Genomic DNA, 24,607 nt, shown 5'->3' with positions numbered 1-24,607 from the left:
CAGTTCATCACATCTGACCTTCTACAACTTCTACCGCATGTCTTACGCAGTCATCACATTCGCAGATGACAACGCCAGTGTCTCTGCCTTTTAGATCTTTGCAGATGGTGGCGCCGCACTTATTCTCGAACTCTTTCAATATTCCGGCTGCATCTCTTAATACAGGTGCGCCTTCATACTTCTTAAGTCCCATGACCATCTGAGCTGCGATTAGAGCACCGCAGGTTCCTTCCATACATCCCATTCCTACGCCAAAGGCTGCGCCCATCTTCTTAAGGTCGTCTTTGGACATCTGAAGTTCATCCTCGAATGCGCACAATACTGCCTGGGCACAATTGTGTCCATTGTGTTTAAGTTCTACTGCAAGTTCTTTTCTTTCCATAGTTTGCTTTCTCCTTTATTACCAAATATATCAATAAGATATTTTTTGTATTTCTTCATTTTTTTTTTTTAGTATGCCTTCGATGAATTCGGTTTTATAGAATCACTTTTTCGTCAGTCTTATCTACATACTTATTTTCCCAGTCTTATGATTCTTATTACTTTTCTGTTATATATGTCTACTTACTTTCTTCCTGGTCATCGGGAAGATTCTCTTCACCCCATCTTTTGAGCTGAAGTAGGATCGGGATGATGCTCTCAGCTTTCTGAGTAAGTGAATATTCTACCCGGACAGGCATCTCCATGTACTGCTTCCTCTCAACAAGCCCATCTGCTTCCATCTCTTTAAGTGAATTGGCCAGCATGGTATTAGTGATGCCGAACACTCTCCTGCTAAGATCTCCATATCTAACGGTGCCTTCCTTGTCTATAACGCAGAGGATCATTATCTTCCACTTGCCACCTATGATGTCCAGCACTTTCTTTAGGCCGCAATTCTTACCCGCCAGATCTTCGCAGAGTGGTTCACGGTCTTTGGCTGAATCAGCTTTTGCTGCTGCCTTTTTTGATTTAGATGATTCGTTTTCAATTGCAGCTTTCGAATTTACCTGCTTTTTTGCCGCCGATTTTTTCGACTTTGTAATCTCTTTTGTAATAATCTTTTTTTCTTTAACTATTGATTCTTCTTTGTTTTTTCCTTTCATAAATAACCTCATGTCACGAGTGACTAATGGTTCAACTTGGCGGAACACACGTCACTCAGTTTTTTAATACCACGTATGTATATTCTGCGTACTTGATATATTTTTATACCACATATACTAACATTATCACTATCGATAAGCAAGCATATTTTTTTACAAAGGAAAAGAGACTATGAATTCAAAGAAAGTTGCAAGTATTAACAAAGACATATGTGTCTGCTGCGGGGCATGCTTCCAGGAGTGCCCCATGTCAGCCATTAGTTCCGAAGGTGGCCGCTTCATGAAAGTTGACCCTTCCATATGCGTCGGCTGCGGCAGATGCGCCGGAATATGCCCTGCCGGATGCATCACAGTCAGTGACAGGAAGCCGGCCTGACACAAGGTTAGACTCAAAGATACCTGTTTGGAATTATTACGAATTATAGAAATGAGGTTTTTTATGAAGCAAAAGAAAAAGAAATGGTACGATTACCTTTGGATATGGCCAATCATATATTTTTCACTTGGCTTTTTTAACATTTTGTTCGCGTGGCTAGGCATGATAGATTTTGTAGTTCCTATCTTCATTGCATCTTTGGGAGGCGGCAAAGCTTTTTGTAACAGATACTGCGGACGAGGCAGGCTCTTTGCAACACTCCCAAAACTTCTAAAAATAAAATCCAGGAAGGTCGCACCCTCCTGGATGTATGGCAAAGTATTCAGATATGGCTTTCTTATCTTTTTCCTGACAATGTTTGGAAATATGGTATATCAGACCTATCTTGTGTTTGCAGGAAGTGCTTCGCTGCGCACAGTTGTTAAACTGTTCTGGACTTTCAAGCTTCCTTGGAACTGGGCTTATACTGTTACCGGTGTCCCTGCGTGGATCACTCAGTTCTCGTATGGGTTCTACAGTCTCATGCTGACTTCGACTCTGATAGGTCTTATCGTCATGATACTCTACAGACCAAGGACCTGGTGCACCTTCTGCCCTATGGGAACCATGACTCAGGGGATCTGCAAACTTAAAGGTAAGAATTAAATACTACACCTTCCAAGTGGGAAGTCTGAGTTAAATATATAAAAATATCCGTCAGCTCGCAAGATCCCTTCTATTGAAATTATAAAAGCCAAAAGCTACACCGATCACAAGAATCAAAACTGCCAGTATCAGCGCCTTTACAGGAGTATCCTCTCCTGTAAAGATCTCTGCTGCATTGGCATAAGAATATGGTCCTACGAAGAGATAATCCTTAAGATCAGGAATTACTCTTCCCATTACGTCATATGCGTAGAACAAAAGTGCAAGTCCAAGGCCAAGTCCCATCCTGTTCTTACCTGCAAGAGATGACAATCCAAAACATATACCGGCAACTTCCAGATTCATAACAAACTGCCTGCACATAAAAGTCATGAACTGATCCATGGGCATCTCTTCGCCAAGTATGTTAAATCCTACAACATAGCAGACTGTACATACTATAGTGAATACTATAAGCATTATAAACACGCATATAGCCTTGGCTGTAAGGACTTTGGTTCTTGACAGGGGCATTGAGAAGATGAACTCTCCTGTATGTCCATCCTCTTCCCTGGATATGATATTGATAGCGATGATCGCAGCGAACATGCCACTTCCAAGGCCATGAACTGCTCCTATCTCTGTGGCAAAATAGCCTTTTAGCGATGCGATACTAAGTGTGCTCATGCCAAAGGCATCCGAGAAGGCTCCCATATTGGAGAAAGCATCTGCCATATCCTTCATCTCGCCTTCCATGGAGCTGTACAAAAGTATACAGGTAAGTCCCAAAATTCCAACAGACAGACTCCATATCAGCATACTCTTTATATTCAATAGTAATTCCCTTTTCAAAACAGCTTTCATGTTTATACCTCACATTTTCTATACATTTATGAATCAAAGATTCAAAAATGTATGCTATTCTGTTATCAGTTTTCTTTTAGTATTCTTTTCATTTTATCTTTTATTCTTGTTTTTTAGTCTTTTGGATTATCTATTTGATCTTCTTATTGGTCTTTTTGATTTTCTTTTTTGATCTTTTCAGATTTTCTTTCCGACCTTCTTTTTAATCTTCATAGAAACTCAAAAAAGTCTCATCATCAATATGCGGCGTATCCAGCATCGTAAGCCTTCCCTCTCTCATGATGGCAGCTTTGGTACAGTACTTATCAACTTCTGACAGCACATGTGTTGACAAAAGGCATGTCGCACCATTATCCACATATTCATGTATCAGTTCGAAGAAGTTCTTCTGAATAAGGGGATCCAGGCCACCTGTTGGCTCATCGAAAATGAAAAGACTTGGCTTATGCTGCATGGCACATACTATACTGACTTTCTTTCTATTACCAAGAGACAGCTGCTTGATCCTCTTATTAGTGTCAAGCTTTAGCTTTTCGCAGATCTTATCAGCTTCGCTGCTGCAGTTAAGTCCTCTTATATCAGCTGCATATTTTATTACGTCTCTGACTTTCATGGAGTCATAGAACCATGCTTCCGAAGGCATGTAGCCAACTTCTTTTAAGATATCCTCATGATTCTTAACGCTGTCCATGCCCAGTATCCTGATACTACCCTGACTGAATTTTAAGAATCCAAGCATGGACCTTATAGTTGTGGACTTGCCGGCACCATTTGGTCCTATGAATCCGAATATATCCCCTTTCTCTACGCTTAGAGATACGTCTATAACGCCCCTTTGCTTTCCATAGCTTTTAGTAAGATTGCTTATCTCTATTACTTTTTGACCTTTTGCAATTTCTTTCATATGATCCTCCGATTTACTTCATTATTCTTTCATGACGCCTTATCTATATCTTATTCATAACAGATAAAAAAAACGGGAACAATACATGTTCCCGTAAGGTGCACTTTTTTGCCTTTATCATTCACTTTTTTTGTGATGGGCCTGAAAAAGTTTCAGATCTTCATTGAGTTTTTTATCATCGATGATGCGCTTGTATTTATATATCAGATATACACAGAAATATACAAGAAGGATATATGCTGCGAATAAAAGCGTCACTAATAGATCTCTTGAAAACCAGTCGAAAAGCCATGATGATACGCAGTAGACAGCCGTACATATGACCATACCTATAACTTCCCTGACTCCCAGTTTGTCCGATTCATCAAAATTCCACAGCAGATATACCTGAACATATCCTATGACATAACATATGAGTATAAGTTCGGTCATATGCAGGATACTGGCGTTGTAGACTCCGTTTATGATCCTGTATACGCAGTAATAGAACAGGAATGCAAAAAAGTACAAACATGCCTTGAATTCAATCCCGATCTCTTTGGTAAGATACAGTTCCCACAAAGTAGGCTTTCCTTCTTTTTTCATCCTCTGCCTCCTTTTAAAAGTCTTCTGAATTCTGAAGCATATCTTCTGGATATGATGATATGCTCTCCGCCTTCCATAGTGGCATCGATCCTGTTGGATGAGAGGCTCTTTAAAGCTTTGACCCTGCCGACGTTGATGACCATGGATTTACTGCACCTAAAAAAGGTGCCGTCATCAAAATCCTCCATAAATGAGTTAAGGCTTCCGTCTATCCTAAGGACCTTGTCCCCTGTATAAGCAAAAAGCTTATCGTCAACAGATTCAAGGTACAAAAGATCCTTTCGTCTGATGCTGACTGTACCTGTTTCAGTCTTGCCCCAGAGTTTATCTTCTGTCCCTTCAAGGATGCCTATTATTCTTTTTATAGATGGGGTAAGATCCTTATAACGTATACGGACGTATTCCTCACCCTCTGTGATCTGCATTATATCTGTCTTCATAAGATTATCTTATCATGAGATGATTTATTCTTGAATGCGAAATACAAGAATATATGACTAGAACTTTAGCTGTTGAAAATATTATAGCAGATATGTTTATGTAATTATATTCGTTTTTACGTTAATGTGTGTATACTGTTGACTGAGCCGTGCGTTATTGTTATCGTTATATTGTATATGATATATTATTTGCAGACTTCACCCTTGAACAGTGCAGTATCCTCGAAGGCTTCATAGGGATACTGCTCCCCAAGCGGTCAGTCAAGGTGAGAGTGAGGTTGATATGGGCAAGATAGATGTCAGGAAGATCTCTTCAAGTCTTATTATCATTACTTTGTCTCTTCTATGTATGTCGTGCAGCTACAACAGCGCCCGCATAGATTCCGAAACTGCGTACATTAATCCTTCAAATCCTGCCATGTCTGATTCTATCAAAGGGAATAAGAAAGGTGCAGCCAGCTCATCTTCTGCCTATGATAAACTTCCCGAAGGCACTACTTCTTCCGGACATCTTATAAGATCTGATCATATATCTACTATTACTGACAATCTTCCTATAACTGATATAGATACCGCGGCTCTTGCAGAGAGTCTTTATAAGCATGTGACCATCAGGATGGTAGGTGATATCCTCCTTCATATGCCTATCGAAGATACCTGCAGGCAGGAAGATGGAAGTTATGATTTCTCATCTCTTTTTGCAAATACAAAAGATATCATAAGTAGCGCTGATCTTGCCCTTGTCAATCAAGAGGTCATCATAGGCGGTGAAGAGCTTGGTATATCCGGATATCCTTGCTTCAATGCTCCCTATCCTATAGCAGATGCACTGGCTGATTCAGGTTTTGACATAGTATGCCATGCGACCAATCATGCTCTTGATAAGGGAACAACAGGCATCATCAATACGCTCAACTACTGGCATACCTTCCATCCTGAGATCATAACATTAGGTATATATGATAATGAGGAAGATTCTACGGGGATTACTGTGGTGAATGTCAATGATATAAATATAGCGATTCTTAACTACACTTACGGAACTAATGGTATCCCGATCCCAAAGAGTATGCCATACTGCGTTGAGACGCTTGACAAAGACAGAGTTATCGCAGACCTTGACCTTGCTGAGACGATAGCTGATTTTACCATAGTATGTCCTCACTGGGGGACGGAATATGTGCTGCACCACACTTCCAATCAGGAATACTGGAGCAGGCTCTTTATGGAGCACGGGGCTGATCTTGTGATAGGTACTCATCCTCATGTTATCGAGGATATAGAGTTCTACGAAGAAGATGGCAGGCAGATGCTCTGCTACTACTCTATAGGCAACTTCGTAAGCTGGACTTCCGGAAGCGGAAAGGGGGTTCTTAACAGAGTTGTTGGAGGCATCCCTAATGTTACTATTACTAAAGATATTGAAGGAAAAGTATATATAGAAAGCTATGATGTCATACCAACCGTATGTCATCTTGAGCCTGAAACAAACGGCGTGACTGTATATCCTCTGGCTTTATATACCGAGGAACTTGCTCTTTTGAACAAGATATCAAAACAGGACTCATCCTTTACTTTGGACAATTGCAATGCTCTTGTTGAGGAGGTCTGGGGAGAATCCTGCGATATGTCATTATATACTGCATACTGATATACAAATAAGATTTTTTTCTATTAATCAGCTTCCTGTAGATCTGTAATGTCTCATGCCAAGATGAAACAGTACTGTCATCACGCCAAATACCAATACTCCCGAAAGCGGCGTAACAAAAGCTGTCCACATAGGCCAGCCATATAGCGGCTTGTCCAATATATAGGATACCGGAACATGCATTGTAAGAGCAAATGGTGCTATTACTGTAAAAAGAGCTCTAAGCGGCAGCGGATATACATCAATCGGGTACTGGCAGGCGCTTCGGCCGCCATAAGTGATGGCATTGACAAGCTCTACTGATTTTACACTAAATATACAAAAGATAGCTTCTATCATAAAAAGTCCCAGTATCAGAAAGCAGCTCATGGCTATGGATTCTGCCAATGCAAGAGCCTTAAGGGGTGTCCAGACTATGTCTGATAATCTGCTGCCCATGATAAGTGCCGCTACGCCAACTGCTATACAGGTGATACGTCTTGGGTCTGTTCCGCCGCACAGAACCTGGGTCAGCACTCCTCTTGGTCTTACAAGGAATGTATCAAGCCGCCCTGTTCTGACCATAGATGGGAAGTCTCCGGTGATCCCTCTTCCGAACATCTCTGTAAGATAGAAAGATACAGACATTATCCCGAAGAAGAAATACAGATTCCCACCGCTCCAGCCCTTAAGGCTTTCGAATCTGTCAACTATGAGGATGACTACCATCATCTCTCCGCCCTCCATAACTAGCTGGGCAAGGGTCTGCATGATAAAAGAACTTGGGTACTGCAGATGACTCTTAAGGAGCATTCCTATTGATTTTATGTATAAATGTATCGTATTCATGTATCTTCCTTCCATCTGGTTAGTTACATAATAAGTTACTCAAACTTCGCACTTGCCAAACATACGCCACCTGATCGGTAAGGCCGGGGCCAAAATATAGTACGCTATGCTTACCTTTAACCGCCCTGAACTATCATTCTTTTTTTGTTAGCATTCCACATCCATGTGCCAAGTGCTATCAGTATCACAACCCAGAAAGCCTGAAGTCCATAGATCCATAACGCCTCATGGGGCGGATACCCTCCTGTATATAGCCTTATAGGCGCATCAAGAAGCTGGGCATACGGAAGGAATGTTATAACTTTCTGCCAGCTCTCCGGGAAAAGAGTAAGTGGGAACAGATTCCCTGAAAGTGTCATCATCAAAAGATTAAGCAGTCCCTGCATGCCCCTTGGGTCAAGTGTTTTCATGGTAAAAGCCACAGTGATATTTTCAAGAGCGCAGACACATAACAGTCCCAACAAAAGAGCCGGTATAGTAGCCAAAAGTCCCGGCACTGATGCCGGCAGACTAATACCCCATCCTTTTGGCAGAAGGAACGCTACCACCAGCATAGGCACAGCTCGCATGAGGCTACCCATGAGCTTCTGCGCCATGATCCTTGCATAGTAGAATCCGTACATATCTACAGGCCGGCACATATCATAAGCTATATCTCCTGACCTTATTTTATCCACAAGCTCTGTGTCAGATGCCAGCATCATACGGAAAAAAGCCTGCTGAAGCCAGACATATGTCGCTACGCTTTCTATTGGTAACGACTGGGGACTTCCTTCATAAAGTGCTCTGTACAGGGCCACCAGTATAAGGCCAAAGAACATCTGGCAGGCTATCCCTCCGATCATGGCTCCTCTATATTGAAGCTCCATCCGAAGCCTCATTTTGAACACGGTAAAATATGGCATATACACCTCTAATCATATATAGTCAGTTGTTATCCAAGTACCTGTCTATGAATTTATCTACATTGTCATAAAATTTTGATTTTTTCCTGATACTTATAAGTCCAGTTCCTTGTACATAGCGGCGATCATATGATCCGTGGTCTCGGGCTTTAGTGTAAGCTCAGCAACATTTCCCGCTTTCTGCAATGTTTCCAGAAGTTTTGCTGTAGGAAGCTCTGATGGATTGTAGATAAGTTCTATTCCTTCTCCTGTATCACCAAGGGTTACTCCCTCCGGGAATTTCAAGTCAACATGACCATCGTACTTAACATTTACTCTGCGGACTGTATCATAGTGCTCAAGAAGTTCCTGAAGTTTACCATCAAAAAGCTTCTTGCCATGACCAAGGACCATAACCCTGGAGCAAAGTGCCTCGATATCTTCCATATCATGAGTTGTGAGCATGATGGTGGTGCCATACTGCTTATTTTCCCATTTTAGGAAGTCTCTTAGAGCCAGCTTACTGACTGCATCAAGGCCTATGGTTGGCTCATCAAGAAAAAGCAGCTCCGGTCTATGAAGAAGTGATCCGCACAGCTCTGCTCGCATTCTCTGCCCTAGGCTAAGAAGTCTTAGAGGAGTCCTCATAAGCTCTTCAAGCTGCAGGGCACTACTTAGCTCTTTTAACCTTGATTCATAATCTCCCTGCGGGATCCTGTAGATATCTTTAAGAAGCGAGTAACTGTCTATTATGGGTACATCCCACCAGAGCTGACTTCGCTGACCGAAGACTACGCCGATGTTCTTGACATGCTTTTTTCTCTCTTTCCAGGGAACGATACCGCCAACCGATACCTGGCCGCCATCCGGTGTCAGGATTCCGGAGAGAATCTTGACTGTAGTTGACTTACCGGCTCCGTTAGGGCCTATGTATCCTACAAGTTCCCCTTTATCCACAGAAAAAGAAACGCCTTTGAGAGCGTTCACAATTTCTTTTTCTCTTAAAAGTTTACCTTTTTCACGTTTCTTTTTACTATAAAATCTTTCTGTAAGTTATCTACTTCAATAAAGCTCATTATCACTCCTTTACTACATCCATAGGAGGACATTTTGGGGTATTCTGTACCAAAATGGTCCCTTAACTCTGTCTTTAGGGGTCATTTATTCCTCCTTGCTAGGTTTTATTGGTCATTATGATTTCATCTCATTTATAACCTGTATTTTAAATAAAATTCTACCATTCCAAAGAATTCTCTTACGATATAATGGATCCCTACCGGGAAAAGAGTCTTGGCAGGGACAGAGTGAACGTTTTCATATCCGACACTTTCTGCAATAGACATGGCTCTGCATTCATGAAATCCATTGGTTATGATTCCTACAGATGCATCTGCATCTCCTATTATAGCAAGGCTATTTTTCAGATTTTCTTCTGTATCTCTGGATTTATCCTCAAGGATGATCCTGTCTTCGTCTATGCCGTACTGTTCTACAAGGACCCTTTTGGCGCACTCTGCTTCGCTTATGGCTTCGTCGTAACCCTGTCCGCCGGATGCGATCAATATAGCGTTTTCATTGCCTTCAAGATACTCTGCTGCTTTTTGAATTCTGGCCCTATAGGGATTAGAAGGCTGCGTTCCATGTAAGCCGGCTCCTAGTAGTACCACATACTCAAGGTTATCAGGAGCCGCCGCAGTCATCGCACCTATAACCTTGCACTCGATTATGATAAAAGATATAAGGAATATCCCAAAAACTATCCTGTAACCCCATCTAAACACAGGTGCTATCTTTATCCTGCTACGTCCCTTGATCCCTGCTCCAAGCATCAATACTCTGACCAAAGAAAATGCGCCGATAACGATCCATATCCATACCCATGAGAGGCTAAGTCCGCCTCCGTATGCAAGGCATGTAAAAAAATACAAAACAGACCAGACAAAAAGTATAAAATAGATATACAATCTTATTTTATCAAAAGAAGGCTTTCCAAGTCCTGCATATCTACTGGTTCTCTCTTTATACTTAAGATAGTCTTCGCCAAATACCTTGGGCAAAAACTTCTCTTCCTGAAGGATCTGAAGATGGAGCATTACTATTGCAAATATAGTAAGTACCATAAGTACCAGATTGAAGAACATAAGTAGTATACCTATGTAAACAAGATCAAATCCAAGAAAAGCCGGATTCCTGGAATAGTTATATATCCCTCTTGTCACAAGCTTTCTTTGATCCATATCAGAGCTTGCCACTCCTGCTCTCCAGCTGTCTTTCATGGTATATACTGATAGAAAGAATATTATATCTCCGATAAATGCAAAATACATTCCTATAACTCGCCACATGATCATAAGTCCTGATGTACCAAGTACTATTGATATCACCTCAGCAAGCGGTACTACAAGAGTTGCCACTTTCATAATAGCTTCTACATAGAAAGTTCTATCGTGCTCTTTGCCTTTGGCGATCTGGTTGGTAACAATGCCTTTCCTTCTTTGGATCAGCATCTTGCCAAAATAGATCATATAAAATACTGCCATAAAAGACAGCGCCAATAACCTGTACGTCATATAAAAACCTCCACTTATATCCAATATCGCATAATACAGTATAGTAACAAATATTATAAGTATAGTAAATCTAGTGTGCTGGTTCATTCATATTTGATCAAATATGAATGAACCAGCACACTAACTACGCCAAAAAGAGCCAGCCTCATCATGGCTGGCTCCTATATGCTTTGACAAACTTCCTGGAAAATATAAATTCTACAGTTCAATATGTTTTTTGTAATTCCCAAAAGAAATATCAAGATCTATCTTACCTACGCCTATGCGCCTTACGTATATGACAATTCTGCCTTGATATGTCTTCCTGACTGGTGATCTCATGTCGGTATTATCTGCAAGATCACCACCATCGAGGCCTAGTACCTGCGCATTATCAGATACTGATGCACTTATCTCTTCATCCTGGCATACTACGTCTCTTCCATCTGCGTCTTTTAGTGTTACAAGAATCTGATAGATATAGCCTTTCTTGGAAGATGCCTCTTCGAAACTCTCGCCTGTAATGAAGTCGCCTCTATCATATACAGATACTTCAGCATGGTCTGCCAGAGACGATGTATATATAATATCTGATATATAGCTCAAATTAGAAGTTGATGCTAATTCTTTATTGCTCTGTATTTCTCGATCATCTTCAAGCTCTGCTCTTACCTCTATCTTGCCGGGCTCGAACTCTGTTTCGAATCTGTAGGATCCGTCATCCGACCTTTTTGAAGCACTTCCTACAAGTCTGTCATTTATATATAATCTGACACTTTTGATATGTGCACTGCTTTTACATTTTTTTAAGCTACTATTAGAATTGGCATTTGCATTAGTATCGGCACAATTACTGCTTCTATCTTCATTGCCATATTCAACAATATCTTTTTCCCAAATAGGCACGTAGCATTTTACTACAACCTTCTCTCCCTTATCATAATTCCATGAACGTGTTCTGCTTATCCACTCTCTTTTTTCCTCATCAGGTCTTAATGTGAATATCCTGATAAATGGATCTGATGTCCACAGGCTCTTTCTCTTATAATATTCCGGCTTAGGTAGTCCTGCTGTATTTATAAGGCCGGAATATGCACCGTGTATCGGCCAGCCATGAGCTTCTCCCAGATAATCGATCCCTGTCCACAGGAACTGTCCGCAGATGTAGTCATTACGTACTACAGCTTCCCACTGCCCTATTCCGTGTCCATTCTCGCTTCCAAGGAAGACCTTATCAGGGAATCTTCTATGTGATTCTTCATACAGATGCTCTTTATAATTGTAACCTACAACATCAAGGCTATCGACAAATCCAAGCTTTGCGGACAGCTCCGGGAAGGCTGCAGCTACTGTGGCAGGTCTTGTCTTGTCAGTATTTCTGACTATATCAGTAAGAGTCTTGGCAATTTCAGATAGTCTTGTCATGTCAGGCTTGTCAGGGTTATAGACCATCTCTCTGGCAGGCTTACCGTTATCATTATTGCCTGTGAATTCCTTGAACATGGGATTCACATAAGGGTCGTTTGGATAATCGATCTCATTGCCTATGCTCCAGAGGATCACGCTAGGGTGCCTTCTGCCTCGCTCTATCATGTTCACAAGGTCTCTTTCATACCATTCATTAAAGTCTTCGGCATATCCCTGATGACGAGGTGGATACACATTGTGACCATGAGACCACTTATTCTTGGCATTCTCCCACTCATCAAAGGCTTCGTCCATGACATAGAATCCCATGACATCGCACAAGTCATACAATTCCGGCATATGAGGATTGTGCGAACATCTTATGGCATTGCACCCGGCCTTTTTAAGAAGCTCAAGACGCCTTTGCCATATCTCCTTTTTCATGGCGCTGCCAAGAGTTCCTCCATCATCGTGGACACATACTCCCCGGAGCTTATCCGATACGCCATTACATGCAAATCCTTTGTCAGGATCCATGGATATAACCCTTATTCCGGTTTTCTGCTCATCAACAAGGTAAAAGCCCCCGCCATCTACACTATAGTATGTTGATAATTTGTATATATTAGGTATATCAGATGACCATAGATGCGGCTTATCTATTATTCCGTCTATTTTAAGTACAGAATCATCATGTGCCGCTGCATCTATCTCTCCGAACAGTTCTATCAGAGCTTCTTCCGATGCATTTTCATACGCTTCTTTTGGTGTATCATATTCAAGAACGCACCTTACTCTGACTTTCTTATCTTCATTGGTTTTATTTTCGATTACATTATTGATCCTGATCCTTGCAGATATCTTGCCTGCATCTTCTATAATAGAACGGGTATCAAGCCACACTCCGTATTGTGATGGCGCAACTTTTTCACTTATTGACAGGGTGACTTTTTTGACAATACCGGAGCCAGTGAACCACCTGGAATCTGCTATATCTTCGTGGCGCACTCTTACCGCGATCACATTGTCTTGTTCGCCATATCTTACATATTCACTTATATCTATGGAAAAAGATGCATAGCCGCTAGGACGTCCGCCGATATGATAAGAATTGATCCAGACACTACTATTCTTATAAACGGAATCGAATGTAATTGATATATTCTTGCCTTCATACTCAGAAGGAATTTTGAAATGACACCTGTACCAACCTGTTCCGCCTCTAAGGTAGCCGGTACCGCTTGAATAGTCTTTAGAAAAAGGAGCTTCTACCGACCAGTCATGAGGGATCATCACATCATCCCATGTGCTGTCATCAAAGCCCTTGAACCAAGCCTCCTCTTCATCCCCATAGTAGAACTTCCAATTGTCTGTAAGAATTGCTCTTACGGTATCCATATGTTCCTCCCAGGTGGCCTTACCAGTGTACTGTCTCAAAGATCCACAATTATGCCAAGCTATCAGCGTCTTATATTACTTGATTTTCTGACCATTAGTCCTGATGGCTTTACAAGTATCTGTCTCTTTGCCTCAAGACCATCTGCAACATCTATTGCTGTACGAACAAGTGTTTTACCATATTTTTCATAATCGTAAGCCACAGAAGTCAGCGAAGGCTCTACTACTTCGCACAGGTCTGTATTATCATAACTGACAACTGATATATCTTCAGGTATCCTGATGCCGTGTTTTCTTAAACTCTTTATAACTCCGGCTGCGGTGCTGTCGTTGATGCAGATGAGCGCTTCAGGAAGCGCAGCGCCTTCTTTTTTGAACTTCTCAATTAGTTCATTCATAGATGCAGTGCCCTCATCTATTCCGTATCCGCCAAAATTGTCGGTATAGAGACTTCCGCTTTCAAGTCCGAGCTCTGCTGCCAGCTTTTTGAACTCATTGTATTTAATATATGTTGACTCTACGTTAAGTCGTCCGCCTACAAGCGCGATCCTTCTGTTGCCATTGGATACCAGATGCTGCACCAGCATATCCATGGCTGCTGCCGCATCGATCCTGACCTGATAACAGTCTGTATTGTCGAGTTTACCAGTTACCACGAGAGGCTTTGATCCGAGAAGTCTCTTTACTTCTTTGGCAAAAGACGGGTCGGTAGTAAGGCTGTCTACAGCACCTCCCATATGGATTATGGCATCAGCCTGCCACTGAACAAGCTTCTCAAGCTGTCTTATCTCCATATCTACTCGTCCAAAGGAGTTCATGAGCATTACACTGTAGCCTTCCTTATTGGCAGCATTCTCGCAGGCAACGTACATGTCGGCATAGTAAGTATTTCTTACATCTGCGACGATTATTCCTATAATGCGGCTCTTGGTATCAGACAGGCCTCTGGCAACAGCACTGGGTTTAAAGTTGTACTTTTTTATCAGCTCTAAGACTTTTTCCTTTTTCTCCTGCTTGACATTGGCATTGCCTGTAAGGACACGGGAAACTGTGGCAGGAGATACTCCGGCTTCTTTGGCGATCTCATATATAGTTATCTTCTTGTCTGTTGGCATATAAGTTTTCCTCTCTAAATCCCCCGTGCATGCCGGTCATGGATTTACTTGTTCGCAGGGGCCAAGTGATGGATGGTCCATGAGTTCCAGTTCTATTTGAGCTTTTCCTTCAGTTTCAAATACCACTATCTCGTTTTTTCCCTTCCTGATAAGAGGCCCCGGCAGATACAGAGCCTTCTGAGGTCCCACTTCCCAGAATCTTCCAAGATTGAATCCGTTGATGAACACGCATCCCTTGCCAAAGCCTTCCATATTTATGAAGGTATCACAACATTCATCTGCTTCAAATGTATATCTGTAAAAAGAGGGGCCTGTTCCTTTTTCTTCTTTATTTTCTTTTTCTATATCTGCGCCGTTCCCAAATTTGGTCTCGTTAACATCTCCAAAGATAAGTTTGTCGATGTTATCAAGAGGCAGTGTATAGATATCGTAGCCGTAGTGCTGACGAGTGTTTATGAGTACAGGGCCGTCGATTCCTTTGCGCTGTTTCTGCATATATGGTCCGAAATTGACTCTTCCCATATTCTCTACGAGTATGTCAAGATCCTTGTCAAGAGTCTCTACATGCGGCTCTATCTTCTTTGCTTCAAGGAGCTCCCTGTCATACATGGTCGCAATATTCTCATGATCGACATACACTTTTGCTCTGTCATTGGCATCCATAAGTCTTATCTCGCCCATATTCGGGATCTCGTCAAGATGGGTATGATAGAGGATAAAGCCGTAGCTTTGGCCTAATTTTTCCATAGAAACAGGATATACACTCTCATGCCAGTCTGCGATATTATCAAGGCTATCCCAAAGAGATACGTATCCGTCTGCTTTGATCTTGCCATAAGCTTTTCTTTTTACAGGCTTTGGAACTTCTACCTCGGGAAGTCCATACCTTTTTGATATTTCTTTTTGAAAAGCTATATACTTATCGGTTATCTGTCCGTCCTCTGTAAGAACTGCGTCGTAGTCATAGCTTGTAACGTCCGGAGTCAGCTTGTCATAATAGTTGGATCCGTTCATGAATCCAAAATTAGTACCGCCATGGAACATGTAGATATTTACATTACCATTATCAAGCATATATGCAAAGTCTTCGACATTCTGCTCTACGCTTGTTGTATGATGGAAGCCTGATCCCCAGTCATCGAACCATCCAAGCCAGAATTCCATGCATGACAATGGGCCATCTACATATTTTTTCATAAAATCAAAACGCTCTTTGGCATGTGAGCCAAAATTGCCGGTCTGGAGTACTCCAGGGATCTTGCCGCCTCTAAATGCATCATCATAGGGACCATCTGATGTAAAAAGAGGTACTTCTATACCATAGCTTCTGATAAGGTCATAGAGCCACTTCATGTATTCATGATCATCGCCATAGTATCCGTACTCGTTCTCAATCTGCATCATGATCACAGGCCCGCCGTTATCATATGTGTACTTCTTGATGTAAGGCATGAGTGTGTCATAATATCTTTTGACATGATCAAGGTATGGTTTGTATGTGCAGCGAAGCTTCATGCCATCTTCTTTTAAAAGCCATGCAGGGAAGCCTCCAAACTCCCATTCAGCGCAGATGTAGGGCGATGGGCGTAAGATGACATATAGCCCTATGCTCTTTGCAAGTTCTATGAACTTACCAAGATCCAGCATCCCGTCAAAGACAAATTCGCCTTCCTTTGGTTCATGCATGTTCCACGGAATATAAGTTTCTACTGTATTACATCCCATTGCGCGCAGCTTAAGCAGCCTGTCTTCCCAGTACTGTGGCACTACTCTGAAATAGTGTATTGCGCCTGATATAAGATGGAATTCTTCTCCGTCTAGATAAAATCTGTCTTTGATCTCTATTCCGCTCATATTTGTATGACCTCTTTTATAAAATATGATATCTGCTTATCTTAAATCTCAATCTGCTTTTCAAATAACTTCCCACTTGGACGGGCCGGCATCCCCAAAGTCTTTGCAGGGGCAGGCAGTATATAAATCATTTCCATTTTTGACTAAAAATATAAAAGCATGTCTTCATTGATAATTTCTTTAATATCTTTAATATTTTTATATCTTTAATATTTTTATATCTTTAATATTTTTATATCTTTAATAGTTTTTATATCTTTAATATCATAAGAATCTTTTTATCTAAAAAGTAATAACAGCTTTAAAGCTTCATATTAAAGAAAAGTCATCACATGCTCTTATATTTTTGTTCAAAATCAGGGACGTACCCGAAGATACGTCCCCAAGGATTTTAAGAAATTCTATTCATTTGGTATATGTACGACTGAAATGTCTGTGCTACTTATATAGACCATCTGAATATTTGTAAAGTTAATCTTACGTATAACTGATCACTTACAACACTTATTATTTGTAAAGTGCGTCGATCTGCTTCTGAAGTTCTGCAGTTACATCATCGATACCTGCATCTTTGAGTGCCTGCTGATACTCAGCTACGATCTCTTCAGCTGTTCCTGAATACTTACCATATGCGATCTGCTTCATGTAGTTGGTGTGGATCTCGTTGATCTGGTCGATCTGAGTTGAGATAGAGTCTACGTTAGGAATGAACTGACCATAAGGATACTCGATCTTGATGTTGTCATACTCTTTGTAAAGAGCATCGATAGCGTCCCAGTTCATTGTTGCATCTCTGATCTCGAGATCATCATTTCTGCCCCACCAGTAGTTAGTTACGATAGCATCAGCATCTGCTACTGTCTCTCTAAGACCGTCAGCATTTACATTGTACTGAACGCCTTCGATACCATAGTTGAAGAGCTTGTAGCAATCTGGATCATTTCTGATGAGGTCATAAACCATGAGTGCTCTTTCAGGGTTCTTGGAAGCAGCTGATACAGCCATAGCACCATGTGTGATTGAAAGTGCTGTTACGTTAGATGTCTCTTCACCAAAGTAGAAGAATCCAACTTCTGCATCTTCGTCATCAGCAAAGATTGTGTTGTTTGTGTGTCCAGGTGAGCAAAGGTCTGTCCATGTCTGTGTGTGATGCTGCTCAGCAGCTGTCTTACCTACACGGAAGTCTTCTCTGTTATCAGATGATGTGTTGTTAAGAACGTCTGTCTTCCAAACACCGATTTCATCCCATTCTTTCATGAGCTTAGCAAACTCAACAAGTGAATCTGTGTCTGTTACATATGGGCTGTATACTGTGTAAAGGTCATCCTTTGTACCCCCCCACATAGCGCCTGAGTTGATACCATCGATTGAAACATAGTTAGAATGTGATGAAATCCATCCACCAACCATTGTAGCGTACTGTGTACCGTCAGAATCCCAAGGCTGTACATCAGGATAAGCTTCTTTTACATACTTGAAATATGTTGTCAGGTCTTCCCAGCTCTTAACGCCGTCTGCAAGTCCAGCTTCCTTAGCCCAGTCAAGACGATATGAGAATCCGTGGTTAGTCCACTGTGCATAGTTGTCTTCAGGGATGAGGTAGATGTTGCCATCATATTTGCAGTACTCCCAGTCCTCAGCAGGAACTGATGCGTATGTCTGAGGTGCATATGTCTTGAGCATGTCCTCGTCGAGTTCAAGGAAAGCACCGTTCTTAGCGTTTGGCCATGCATCAAGCCAGTCAGTAGCTGTACCTACAAGGTCAACTGTTCCGTCCATCTGAGCAAGTGTCAGGTTGTAAACTGAAAGGTAATCTGTCCAGTCGATGTAGTAGATCTGAAGCTCTGCATTAACCTTCTCTGTAAGGATCTTATTAAGCTCTGCAAGCATATCGTCTGTAGCGCTGTTCTCTGGCTTACCACCTGTTGTCATGTAGGTGATAACTACGTGCTCTGATGTATCGACAGCTTCTGCACTATCAGATCCGCTTGTATCCCCTGAGCCATTTCCACCATTGCCGCAAGCTGCAAGTCCTGCTACCATAGTGAGTGAAAGAAGTGAAGCAAGCAATTTCTTTTTCATTAAATATCCTCCTATAGAATATATATTTGTTACTGCGTTATTGCAGTTAACTTTCCCCTAAAAATATAGTTTTTATAATGTGCCTTAGCCCTTAACCGCACCAACTGTGATACCGCCGATGAAGTATCTCTGTACGAAAGGATACAGAAGTACGATAGGTCCTGTAGCTACAACTGCTGTTGCCATCTTGAGCGAGTTGGTAGGAAGGTCTGTTACAGTTACGAACTGAGCTGCAACTGAGTTCTTCAGTGAGTTAGCCTCATTTACTACCTTGTAGAGCATGTATTGAAGTGGATATGCATCTACCTTTGAACTTAAAAACAGTGATGACTGATACCACTCATTCCAGTAACCAAGTGCAAGGAAAAGACCTATAGTTGCAAGTGCAGGCTTGAGCATCGGAAGGATAAGAGATGTAAATATCTTCATATCTCCTGCTCCATCGATCTTACCTGACTCTGTTATTTCAAAAGGTATAGACTTAACAAAGTTCTTCATCAGGATGATGAGCCATGGTGACATAAGAAGCGGAAGGAGTACTGCGAAGTAGCTGTCCTTAAGGTGATATGTCTGTGTCATAAGAATGTAATATGGCGCAAGTCCTGCCTGGAAGAGACTTGTGAAGTAGATGAAGAATGAGATTACATTTCTAAGCACAAAGTCTTTTCTCTGAAGAGCATATCCTGTCATTGATATGATGATAAGTCCTGCGCCTGTTCCAATACCTGTCATTAATATTGTAAGAAGGTATGATTTCCAGATCGCGCCTCCTTTAAGTACCATGTCGTAAGCTTCTGTTGTGAAGTCTCTTGGGAAGAGCTGAACTCCGGCTGATCTTATTACAGCTTCTGATGTAAATGATGTTCCGATGATAAGAAGGAAAGGGAATATGCAGGCGAGTGCATACAGTGTTACGAACACATATCCAATTCCTCGTATAACGTAATCCGATGTTCCAAGCTTAACTCTGGCGCTTGAATCATATGTATCATAATCGATTTTTTTATCTTTCTTAGCCATTTATATCCTCCGTACCGTGTGCGGTAACTGTTATTGAAAAAGTGGTAAATTGTCTGTTTGTTTTCTTTTATCAATCAGAACAGTGAGTAGTCCGGATCGATCTTCTTAACTATGAAGTTAACGAACATAACCATGAAGAATCCTATAAGTGACTGATAAAGTCCTACTGCTGATGCTGTTGAGAAGTTGAAGTCAGTCATTGTAGCACGATATACATATGTTTCAATGATATCGGTTGTAGGATACAGGAGTGAGTTGGTTCCGATTATGTTGTAGAACAGACCGAAGTTACCTTTTACAATACCGCCGATAGCGAACAGGAGGAGTATTACTACTGTCTGGCGAAGTCCGGGAAGAATGATATATCTGATCTTCTGCCATGCGTTGGCTCCGTCTACTCTTGCTGCCTCGATTATCTCTGCATCTATTCCCATGATGGAGGCAAAATATACTACCGAGTTATAACCAGTTGACTGCCACAGGTGGATCACAACCAAAAGGACAGGCCATACAGTCGGATCTGAGTATGGACTAAAGAGCTTCTCTTCAGGAGTTCCTAAAGCCTTGAGAATACTGTTAACAAAACCTGTGTCATAGTTCAGAAGGTTGTATACCAAAAGTCCGATGAGAACCTGTGAGATGAAATATGGCAGGAACATCATTGTCTGTGAGACTTTTTTGAACCATTTATTCTGGATTTCGTTTAGAAGTACTGCTACGAATACTGCGAAGAAGTTACCAAGTAAAATAAATGCAATGTTGTATAGAATGGTGTTTCTGGTCAGCATTCCGAGTTTACCTGATGTAGCGAGAAACTCAAAATTCTTAAGACCTATGAAGTTACTTCCGAATATACCTTTACGATAGTTGTATTTGACGAATGCAACATAGATACCGGGCATTGGCGCATAACTGAATGCGATGAAGAATATAATAGCCGGAATGCACATAAGAACCAGCGTACGATTTCTCCAAAGCTTCTGACCAAATGTCAGAGATGATTTACGAGTTATAATCTTCTCGCCCGTTTCATTTTTCTTTCCCATACTTTCCTCTCCCACTGTTGATACAAGTAAATATTGTTTTTGAAATCGGTTTCGCAATCAAGAAATAAAAAAGGAAGTTTCTGATCTAAAACACATAAATTGTATGTACTGATAGTTGACTTCCGTTATTTTTACTGTATTTCTTGTCCTTGATCACATCAGACTTATTATTCTTTTGTGATATTAGATATATATTTTACTTTGAAACCCATTTCATAATGTCATATTACCTAATACTCGTAATATTGTCAATAGTATTTTCGAAATATATACCAATAAAATACAAGAGTGAAAAGAGGATATCTTCCAAGCATCTTAAAAAAATCCTGCATTACAGGCTTCTTTACCGCTTTCTATCGGTCATGAATCAATGATTTTTTTCGACAAATGGCCATATAAAAAAACTCCCAAAAGAAACCATTTCTAGCATCTTTTGGGAGATCTTTCTAGTGATACCAATTTAAGCCATTAGCCACACGCTTTGCTCGCGACATTAAGTTATAGTAATCGACTTATCTTAAGCGCATCTTGTAGTTTTTCTCTACTTCACGCTGCTGGTCGCGCTTAGCATCAGACTCTCTCTTATCATAGAGCTTCTTGCCTCGACCAAGGCCTATCTCTACTTTGACGCGGCCTTTCTTAAAATATACCTGAAGAGGAACTATAGTATATCCCTTGATCTTGACCTGCTGTTCCAGCTTCATGATCTCGTTCTTGTGAAGGAGAAGCCTTCTTACACGAAGCGGATCTTTATTGAATATATTGCCTTTCTCATAAGGACTTACATTCATTCCACACAGATCAGCCTGACCGTCCTTGATCACTACGAAGGACTCTCCAAGACTGCATCTGCCCATACGTATAGACTTAACTTCTGTTCCTACAAGTTCTATTCCTGCTTCATATTTGTCTTCGATAAAATACTCATGGTATGCTTTCTTGTTATTACATACCAGCTTTATCTTCTCTTCTGCCATTTTGTGTCTCCAATCTCGGGTTATTGTACAAATAATACTATGTTTTACTTCAGTTTTTCTATATTCCTACAGTTTTTTCTTCATACCTGCAGTTTTTCAGCGCTTTTTTAGCTTTTTTATTAGAGCCTTTATTCAGAGCTTTTTATGACTATTATGACATATTTTTGTCAACGCTTTTTCTTCTGGTTGCTGCGGGCAGCTTTGGATGTAGCTGACTTTTTATACTTATGTACCTTGTACTTCTTATGCCCTTTTTCTTTAGGTCCGTTTTCTTTATTCTTTACGCCTTTGCGCTTCTTTTCCCTTGGGCTTCCTGTTCTGCCATCAGGCTCAAGTCCTTCTATCATGCGCTTTTTGCGAAGGTGTTCGCGTAGCTCAAGAGCTGTCATCAGATTATCGTCTTCGCCGTCTTCAAGATCTATATCATCAAGATCTGTATGCTTTCTGCTTCTATAGTGGTCTTCTATCTCTTCGAATTCATCACTTATCTCATCGAGATTTCTTTTCTTTTTCTTCCTGGTACTTTTGATATTAGACCCATCCTTAGAGGCTTCAGCTTTTGAATGCTCTTTATCTTTCAAGGCGTCCTGTTCACTTTTCCTTGCTGCCTCTTCTTCCATAAGTTTAAGCACATAGTGCTTCTTGGCAGGCTTAAGCTCGATATCATCAGGATCTGTATCTTCATCCACTATCCTGAAGTCAACAGTCTTTTCAAGTCTGTCAGCGCCTACTACCTTGATCTTAACTTTCTGGCCGAGTCTGTACTCTTTGCCAAAATCCGTTCCTGTAAGAGTGAAGTTCTGCTCATCGAATACGTAGTAATCATCTGTAAGCTCGGCAAGTCGTATCATTCCTTCGCAGGTATTATCAAGCTCTACGAACATGCCCCATGCAGTTACTCCGGATACTACGCCTTCGTATACTTCTCCGATATGCTGCTCCATATACTGGGCTTTCTTGAGCTTATCAGTATCGCGCTCAGCATCATCTGCGCGTCTTTCAGTATCAGAGCAGTGCTTGGCAACATCCGGAAGTATTTCCGCATAATGCGCAAGCTTCTTTTCATCAAGCCTGCCTCTTATGGAGTCCTTGATGATCCTATGGATCTGAAGATCAGGATAACGTCTGATAGGTGATGTGAAATGGCAATAATACTGAAGTGCCAGTCCAAAATGGCCGACACATTCTGTTGTATACTTGGCCTGCATCATGCTTCGAAGTGCTACCCTGCTGATTATGGACTCTTCTCTGCTTCCCTCTATCTTGGTCAGGAGCTTTTGGATCTCCATAGGTCTTATCTCATCCTGGCGGATGTTAAGGTGATAACCAAAGCCTCTTATAAAGTTTGTAAGTGTATCTATCTTGGCTTCTGACGGCTGTTCATGCGTTCTGTATACAAATGGTACAGACATCCAGTAGAAATGCTGGGCTACAGTTTCATTAGCTGCAAGCATGAAGTCTTCAATCAGCTCGTTGGCAGGTCCTCTTTCTTCTTTCTCGATACTTACAGGATTCCCTTCGCTATCAAGCTTTATTTTAGCTTCTACAGAATCAAACTCTATAGCGCCTCGATCGGATCTGCGCTTTTTGAGGATCTTGGCAAGTTCATACATCTGCTCGAACATAGGAACCAGAGCTGCATACTTCTCTTTTTCCTCTTCATCATTGTCAACTATGATCTTGCCAACACTTGTATAGGTCATCCTCTCATCAACGTTGATAACTGACTCTACGATCTCATGATCTACAATCTCGCCTTTACTGTTGATCTTCATAAGACAGCTCATTGCAAGCCTGTCTTCTCCGTGATTAAGAGAGCATATACCATTTGAAAGCTTATGAGGAAGCATGGGTATTACACGGTCTACAAGATATACACTGGTACCGCGCTTAAGAGCTTCTCTGTCAAGTGCTGAACCTTCCTGAACATAATTGGCAACATCTGCGATATGAACTCCAAGGTGATAGAAGCCTTCCTCATCAACGGATACGCTTACAGCATCGTCAAGGTCCTTGCTCTCTTCACCGTCTATCGTCACCATCTGCACATCTCGAAGATCTCTTCTTCCAAGCATATCAGCTTCACTGACTTCATCAGCTGTACGCATAGCCTGATTCATTACTCTTTCAGGGAACTCACTTGGAATCTCATATCCTTTGACAATAGCCAGGATATCAACTCCGGGATCATTGATATTACCTATGATCTCTCTGACTTTGCCTTCAGGATTCTTGCCGGATACACTGTCACCATAATCTGTGATCTCTACTACGACTTTATCTCCTGATACAGCACCTTTACTGCGTTCCTTGGGCACGAAGATATCATTGGGTATCTTATTATTATCTGCTCTGACAAAACCAAATGTCTTAGAGCTTTCATAAGTTCCGACAACTTCAGTCATACCACGCATCACAATTCTTATGATACGCCCCTCTTCTCGTCTTCCTGCCTGAGAAGGCTTAAGTTCTACTGCGACCGTATCTCCAAGAAATGCATTGCCTGTATCACCTTCAGGGATATATATATCCTCATCTCTTCCCTCAACAGTAACAAATCCAAATCCTCTGCTGTTACTGGTGAACACGCCGATGATACCTGCATCAGACTTAAGGTACCTTCCTCTGCTGTTTCTTATTATCTGGCCTTCCTTGATCAGATCCTCAAGTATCTGCGCAAGTTCATTTCTGTCTTCCTTTTCAACCTGCAGGAAGACTGCCAGCTCTTTCTCCTTCATTGGAGAATATCTGTCATCATGAATAAACGCATTGACCATAGCCTTACGATCCTGCGCGATCATGAATGTTTCCTGTTCATTTTTCTTTTTTCTTTTTGCCATATATCCTTTTCCTTATGTCTTTACTGCCTTGCATCAAAAGCAGAAAGATTCTCAACAAATACTACATCTAAGGAGATC

General features: G+C 41.3%; 20 protein-coding genes and 1 pseudogene. 3 read left to right on the top strand and 18 right to left on the bottom strand.

The features are described 5' to 3' along the window. Nucleotides 1–7: 7 nt before the first annotated feature. Nucleotides 8–382 (bottom strand): C-GCAxxG-C-C family protein, encoded by a 375-nt coding sequence (locus I7804_RS08675; protein WP_248402925.1) that lies wholly within the window; start codon nucleotides 380–382, stop codon nucleotides 8–10. Nucleotides 383–560: 178 nt separating this feature from the next. Further along, nucleotides 561–1,097, bottom strand: coding sequence for a helix-turn-helix domain-containing protein (locus tag I7804_RS19120; protein WP_331477787.1), 537 nt, complete (start codon nucleotides 1,095–1,097; stop codon nucleotides 561–563). Nucleotides 1,098–1,257: 160 nt separating this feature from the next. Here I7804_RS19120 and I7804_RS08665 point away from each other — a divergent pair, with 160 nt between their 5' ends. Together I7804_RS08665 and I7804_RS08660 are read left to right on the top strand one after the other, a co-directional pair. Next, nucleotides 1,258–1,461 (top strand): 4Fe-4S binding protein, encoded by a 204-nt coding sequence (locus tag I7804_RS08665; RefSeq protein WP_248402923.1) that lies wholly within the window; start codon nucleotides 1,258–1,260, stop codon nucleotides 1,459–1,461. Between the two features lie 63 nt (nucleotides 1,462–1,524). Beyond that, nucleotides 1,525–2,106, top strand: coding sequence for a 4Fe-4S binding protein (locus tag I7804_RS08660; RefSeq protein ID WP_248402922.1), 582 nt, complete (start codon nucleotides 1,525–1,527; stop codon nucleotides 2,104–2,106). 51 nt (nucleotides 2,107–2,157) lie between these two features. On the opposite strand, the gene I7804_RS08655 is transcribed toward I7804_RS08660, so the two are convergent. The 4 genes from I7804_RS08655 to I7804_RS08640 form a co-directional block, all read right to left on the bottom strand. After that, a complete protein-coding gene (locus I7804_RS08655; RefSeq protein ID WP_022753420.1) occupies nucleotides 2,158–2,949 on the bottom strand; it encodes an ABC transporter permease subunit in 792 nt (263 codons plus the stop codon). Nucleotides 2,950–3,151: 202 nt separating this feature from the next. Next, complete coding sequence (locus I7804_RS08650; RefSeq protein WP_027217387.1) at nucleotides 3,152–3,853, bottom strand: ABC transporter ATP-binding protein; 702 nt, start codon at nucleotides 3,851–3,853, stop codon at nucleotides 3,152–3,154. A gap of 117 nt (nucleotides 3,854–3,970) precedes the next feature. Further along, nucleotides 3,971–4,438 (bottom strand): DUF3021 family protein, encoded by a 468-nt coding sequence (locus I7804_RS08645; RefSeq protein ID WP_248402921.1) that lies wholly within the window; start codon nucleotides 4,436–4,438, stop codon nucleotides 3,971–3,973. Continuing rightward, nucleotides 4,435–4,878, bottom strand: coding sequence for a LytTR family DNA-binding domain-containing protein (locus tag I7804_RS08640; protein ID WP_248402920.1), 444 nt, complete (start codon nucleotides 4,876–4,878; stop codon nucleotides 4,435–4,437). The genes I7804_RS08645 and I7804_RS08640 overlap by 4 nt, the downstream gene beginning before the upstream one ends. Before the next feature lie 283 nt (nucleotides 4,879–5,161). On the opposite strand from I7804_RS08640, the gene I7804_RS08635 reads away from it, so the two are divergent. Further along, nucleotides 5,162–6,529, top strand: a complete 1,368-nt coding sequence (locus tag I7804_RS08635; RefSeq protein ID WP_248402919.1) for a CapA family protein — start codon at nucleotides 5,162–5,164, stop codon at nucleotides 6,527–6,529. A gap of 27 nt (nucleotides 6,530–6,556) precedes the next feature. On the opposite strand, the gene I7804_RS08630 is transcribed toward I7804_RS08635, so the two are convergent. The 12 genes and pseudogenes from I7804_RS08630 to rnr form a co-directional block, all read right to left on the bottom strand. Further along, nucleotides 6,557–7,357: an ABC transporter permease gene (locus I7804_RS08630; protein ID WP_248402918.1), complete on the bottom strand. Its 801-nt coding sequence runs from the start codon at nucleotides 7,355–7,357 to the stop codon at nucleotides 6,557–6,559. Nucleotides 7,358–7,473: 116 nt separating this feature from the next. Then, nucleotides 7,474–8,226: an ABC transporter permease gene (locus I7804_RS08625; RefSeq protein ID WP_192575442.1), complete on the bottom strand. Its 753-nt coding sequence runs from the start codon at nucleotides 8,224–8,226 to the stop codon at nucleotides 7,474–7,476. A 129-nt stretch (nucleotides 8,227–8,355) separates the two neighbouring features. Further along, a pseudogene (locus I7804_RS08620) lies at nucleotides 8,356–9,171 on the bottom strand (ABC transporter ATP-binding protein); the annotation flags it as partial. Nucleotides 9,172–9,449: 278 nt separating this feature from the next. Beyond that, nucleotides 9,450–10,811 carry an ElyC/SanA/YdcF family protein gene (locus I7804_RS08615; RefSeq protein ID WP_248402916.1) on the bottom strand — a complete coding sequence of 454 codons (1,362 nt, stop codon included), beginning with the start codon at nucleotides 10,809–10,811 and terminating at the stop codon, nucleotides 9,450–9,452. A gap of 198 nt (nucleotides 10,812–11,009) precedes the next feature. After that, nucleotides 11,010–13,595 carry a glycoside hydrolase family 2 TIM barrel-domain containing protein gene (locus I7804_RS08610; RefSeq protein ID WP_248402915.1) on the bottom strand — a complete coding sequence of 862 codons (2,586 nt, stop codon included), beginning with the start codon at nucleotides 13,593–13,595 and terminating at the stop codon, nucleotides 11,010–11,012. 62 nt (nucleotides 13,596–13,657) lie between these two features. Next, entirely contained in the window at nucleotides 13,658–14,710 is a 1,053-nt protein-coding gene (locus I7804_RS08605; protein ID WP_110073915.1) for a LacI family DNA-binding transcriptional regulator, read from the bottom strand. A gap of 36 nt (nucleotides 14,711–14,746) precedes the next feature. After that, on the bottom strand, nucleotides 14,747–16,564 hold the full coding sequence (locus tag I7804_RS08600) for a glycoside hydrolase family 35 protein (protein WP_248402914.1): 1,818 nt from the start codon (nucleotides 16,562–16,564) through the stop codon (nucleotides 14,747–14,749). A 507-nt stretch (nucleotides 16,565–17,071) separates the two neighbouring features. After that, nucleotides 17,072–18,646: an ABC transporter substrate-binding protein gene (locus tag I7804_RS08595; RefSeq protein WP_248402913.1), complete on the bottom strand. Its 1,575-nt coding sequence runs from the start codon at nucleotides 18,644–18,646 to the stop codon at nucleotides 17,072–17,074. A gap of 84 nt (nucleotides 18,647–18,730) precedes the next feature. After that, nucleotides 18,731–19,666, bottom strand: a complete 936-nt coding sequence (locus I7804_RS08590) for a carbohydrate ABC transporter permease (RefSeq protein WP_248402912.1) — start codon at nucleotides 19,664–19,666, stop codon at nucleotides 18,731–18,733. 74 nt (nucleotides 19,667–19,740) lie between these two features. Then, on the bottom strand, nucleotides 19,741–20,712 hold the full coding sequence (locus I7804_RS08585) for an ABC transporter permease (RefSeq protein WP_022759503.1): 972 nt from the start codon (nucleotides 20,710–20,712) through the stop codon (nucleotides 19,741–19,743). 512 nt (nucleotides 20,713–21,224) lie between these two features. Next, the gene (gene smpB / locus I7804_RS08580; RefSeq protein WP_022759504.1) at nucleotides 21,225–21,689 is read right to left on the bottom strand and encodes an SsrA-binding protein SmpB; all 465 of its coding nucleotides are present in this window, start codon (nucleotides 21,687–21,689) and stop codon (nucleotides 21,225–21,227) included. Nucleotides 21,690–21,856: 167 nt separating this feature from the next. Continuing rightward, nucleotides 21,857–24,529, bottom strand: a complete 2,673-nt coding sequence (gene rnr, locus I7804_RS08575) for a ribonuclease R (protein WP_331477784.1) — start codon at nucleotides 24,527–24,529, stop codon at nucleotides 21,857–21,859. Nucleotides 24,530–24,607 lie beyond the last annotated feature (78 nt).

Source organism: Butyrivibrio fibrisolvens (assembly GCF_023206215.1).
In the GTDB taxonomy this organism is placed as follows: Bacteria; Bacillota; Clostridia; order Lachnospirales; family Lachnospiraceae; genus Butyrivibrio; species Butyrivibrio fibrisolvens_C.
Note: the sequence above shows the minus strand (reverse complement) of the source record. Positions and strands in the feature narration are given on the sequence as shown.

Coding starts and splice junctions, on each gene's coding strand:
- I7804_RS08675 (WP_248402925.1), bottom strand. CDS start 382: ATGGAAAGAAAAGAACTTGCAGTAGAACTTAAACACAATGGACACAAT.
- I7804_RS19120 (WP_331477787.1), bottom strand. CDS start 1,097: ATGAGGTTATTTATGAAAGGAAAAAACAAAGAAGAATCAATAGTTAAA.
- I7804_RS08665 (WP_248402923.1), top strand. CDS start 1,258: ATGAATTCAAAGAAAGTTGCAAGTATTAACAAAGACATATGTGTCTGC.
- I7804_RS08660 (WP_248402922.1), top strand. CDS start 1,525: ATGAAGCAAAAGAAAAAGAAATGGTACGATTACCTTTGGATATGGCCA.
- I7804_RS08655 (WP_022753420.1), bottom strand. CDS start 2,949: ATGAAAGCTGTTTTGAAAAGGGAATTACTATTGAATATAAAGAGTATG.
- I7804_RS08650 (WP_027217387.1), bottom strand. CDS start 3,853: ATGAAAGAAATTGCAAAAGGTCAAAAAGTAATAGAGATAAGCAATCTT.
- I7804_RS08645 (WP_248402921.1), bottom strand. CDS start 4,438: ATGAAAAAAGAAGGAAAGCCTACTTTGTGGGAACTGTATCTTACCAAA.
- I7804_RS08640 (WP_248402920.1), bottom strand. CDS start 4,878: ATGAAGACAGATATAATGCAGATCACAGAGGGTGAGGAATACGTCCGT.
- I7804_RS08635 (WP_248402919.1), top strand. CDS start 5,162: ATGGGCAAGATAGATGTCAGGAAGATCTCTTCAAGTCTTATTATCATT.
- I7804_RS08630 (WP_248402918.1), bottom strand. CDS start 7,357: ATGAATACGATACATTTATACATAAAATCAATAGGAATGCTCCTTAAG.
- I7804_RS08625 (WP_192575442.1), bottom strand. CDS start 8,226: ATGGAGCTTCAATATAGAGGAGCCATGATCGGAGGGATAGCCTGCCAG.
- I7804_RS08615 (WP_248402916.1), bottom strand. CDS start 10,811: ATGACGTACAGGTTATTGGCGCTGTCTTTTATGGCAGTATTTTATATG.
- I7804_RS08610 (WP_248402915.1), bottom strand. CDS start 13,595: ATGGATACCGTAAGAGCAATTCTTACAGACAATTGGAAGTTCTACTAT.
- I7804_RS08605 (WP_110073915.1), bottom strand. CDS start 14,710: ATGCCAACAGACAAGAAGATAACTATATATGAGATCGCCAAAGAAGCC.
- I7804_RS08600 (WP_248402914.1), bottom strand. CDS start 16,564: ATGAGCGGAATAGAGATCAAAGACAGATTTTATCTAGACGGAGAAGAA.
- I7804_RS08595 (WP_248402913.1), bottom strand. CDS start 18,646: ATGAAAAAGAAATTGCTTGCTTCACTTCTTTCACTCACTATGGTAGCA.
- I7804_RS08590 (WP_248402912.1), bottom strand. CDS start 19,666: ATGGCTAAGAAAGATAAAAAAATCGATTATGATACATATGATTCAAGC.
- I7804_RS08585 (WP_022759503.1), bottom strand. CDS start 20,712: ATGGGAAAGAAAAATGAAACGGGCGAGAAGATTATAACTCGTAAATCA.
- smpB (WP_022759504.1), bottom strand. CDS start 21,689: ATGGCAGAAGAGAAGATAAAGCTGGTATGTAATAACAAGAAAGCATAC.
- rnr (WP_331477784.1), bottom strand. CDS start 24,529: ATGGCAAAAAGAAAAAAGAAAAATGAACAGGAAACATTCATGATCGCG.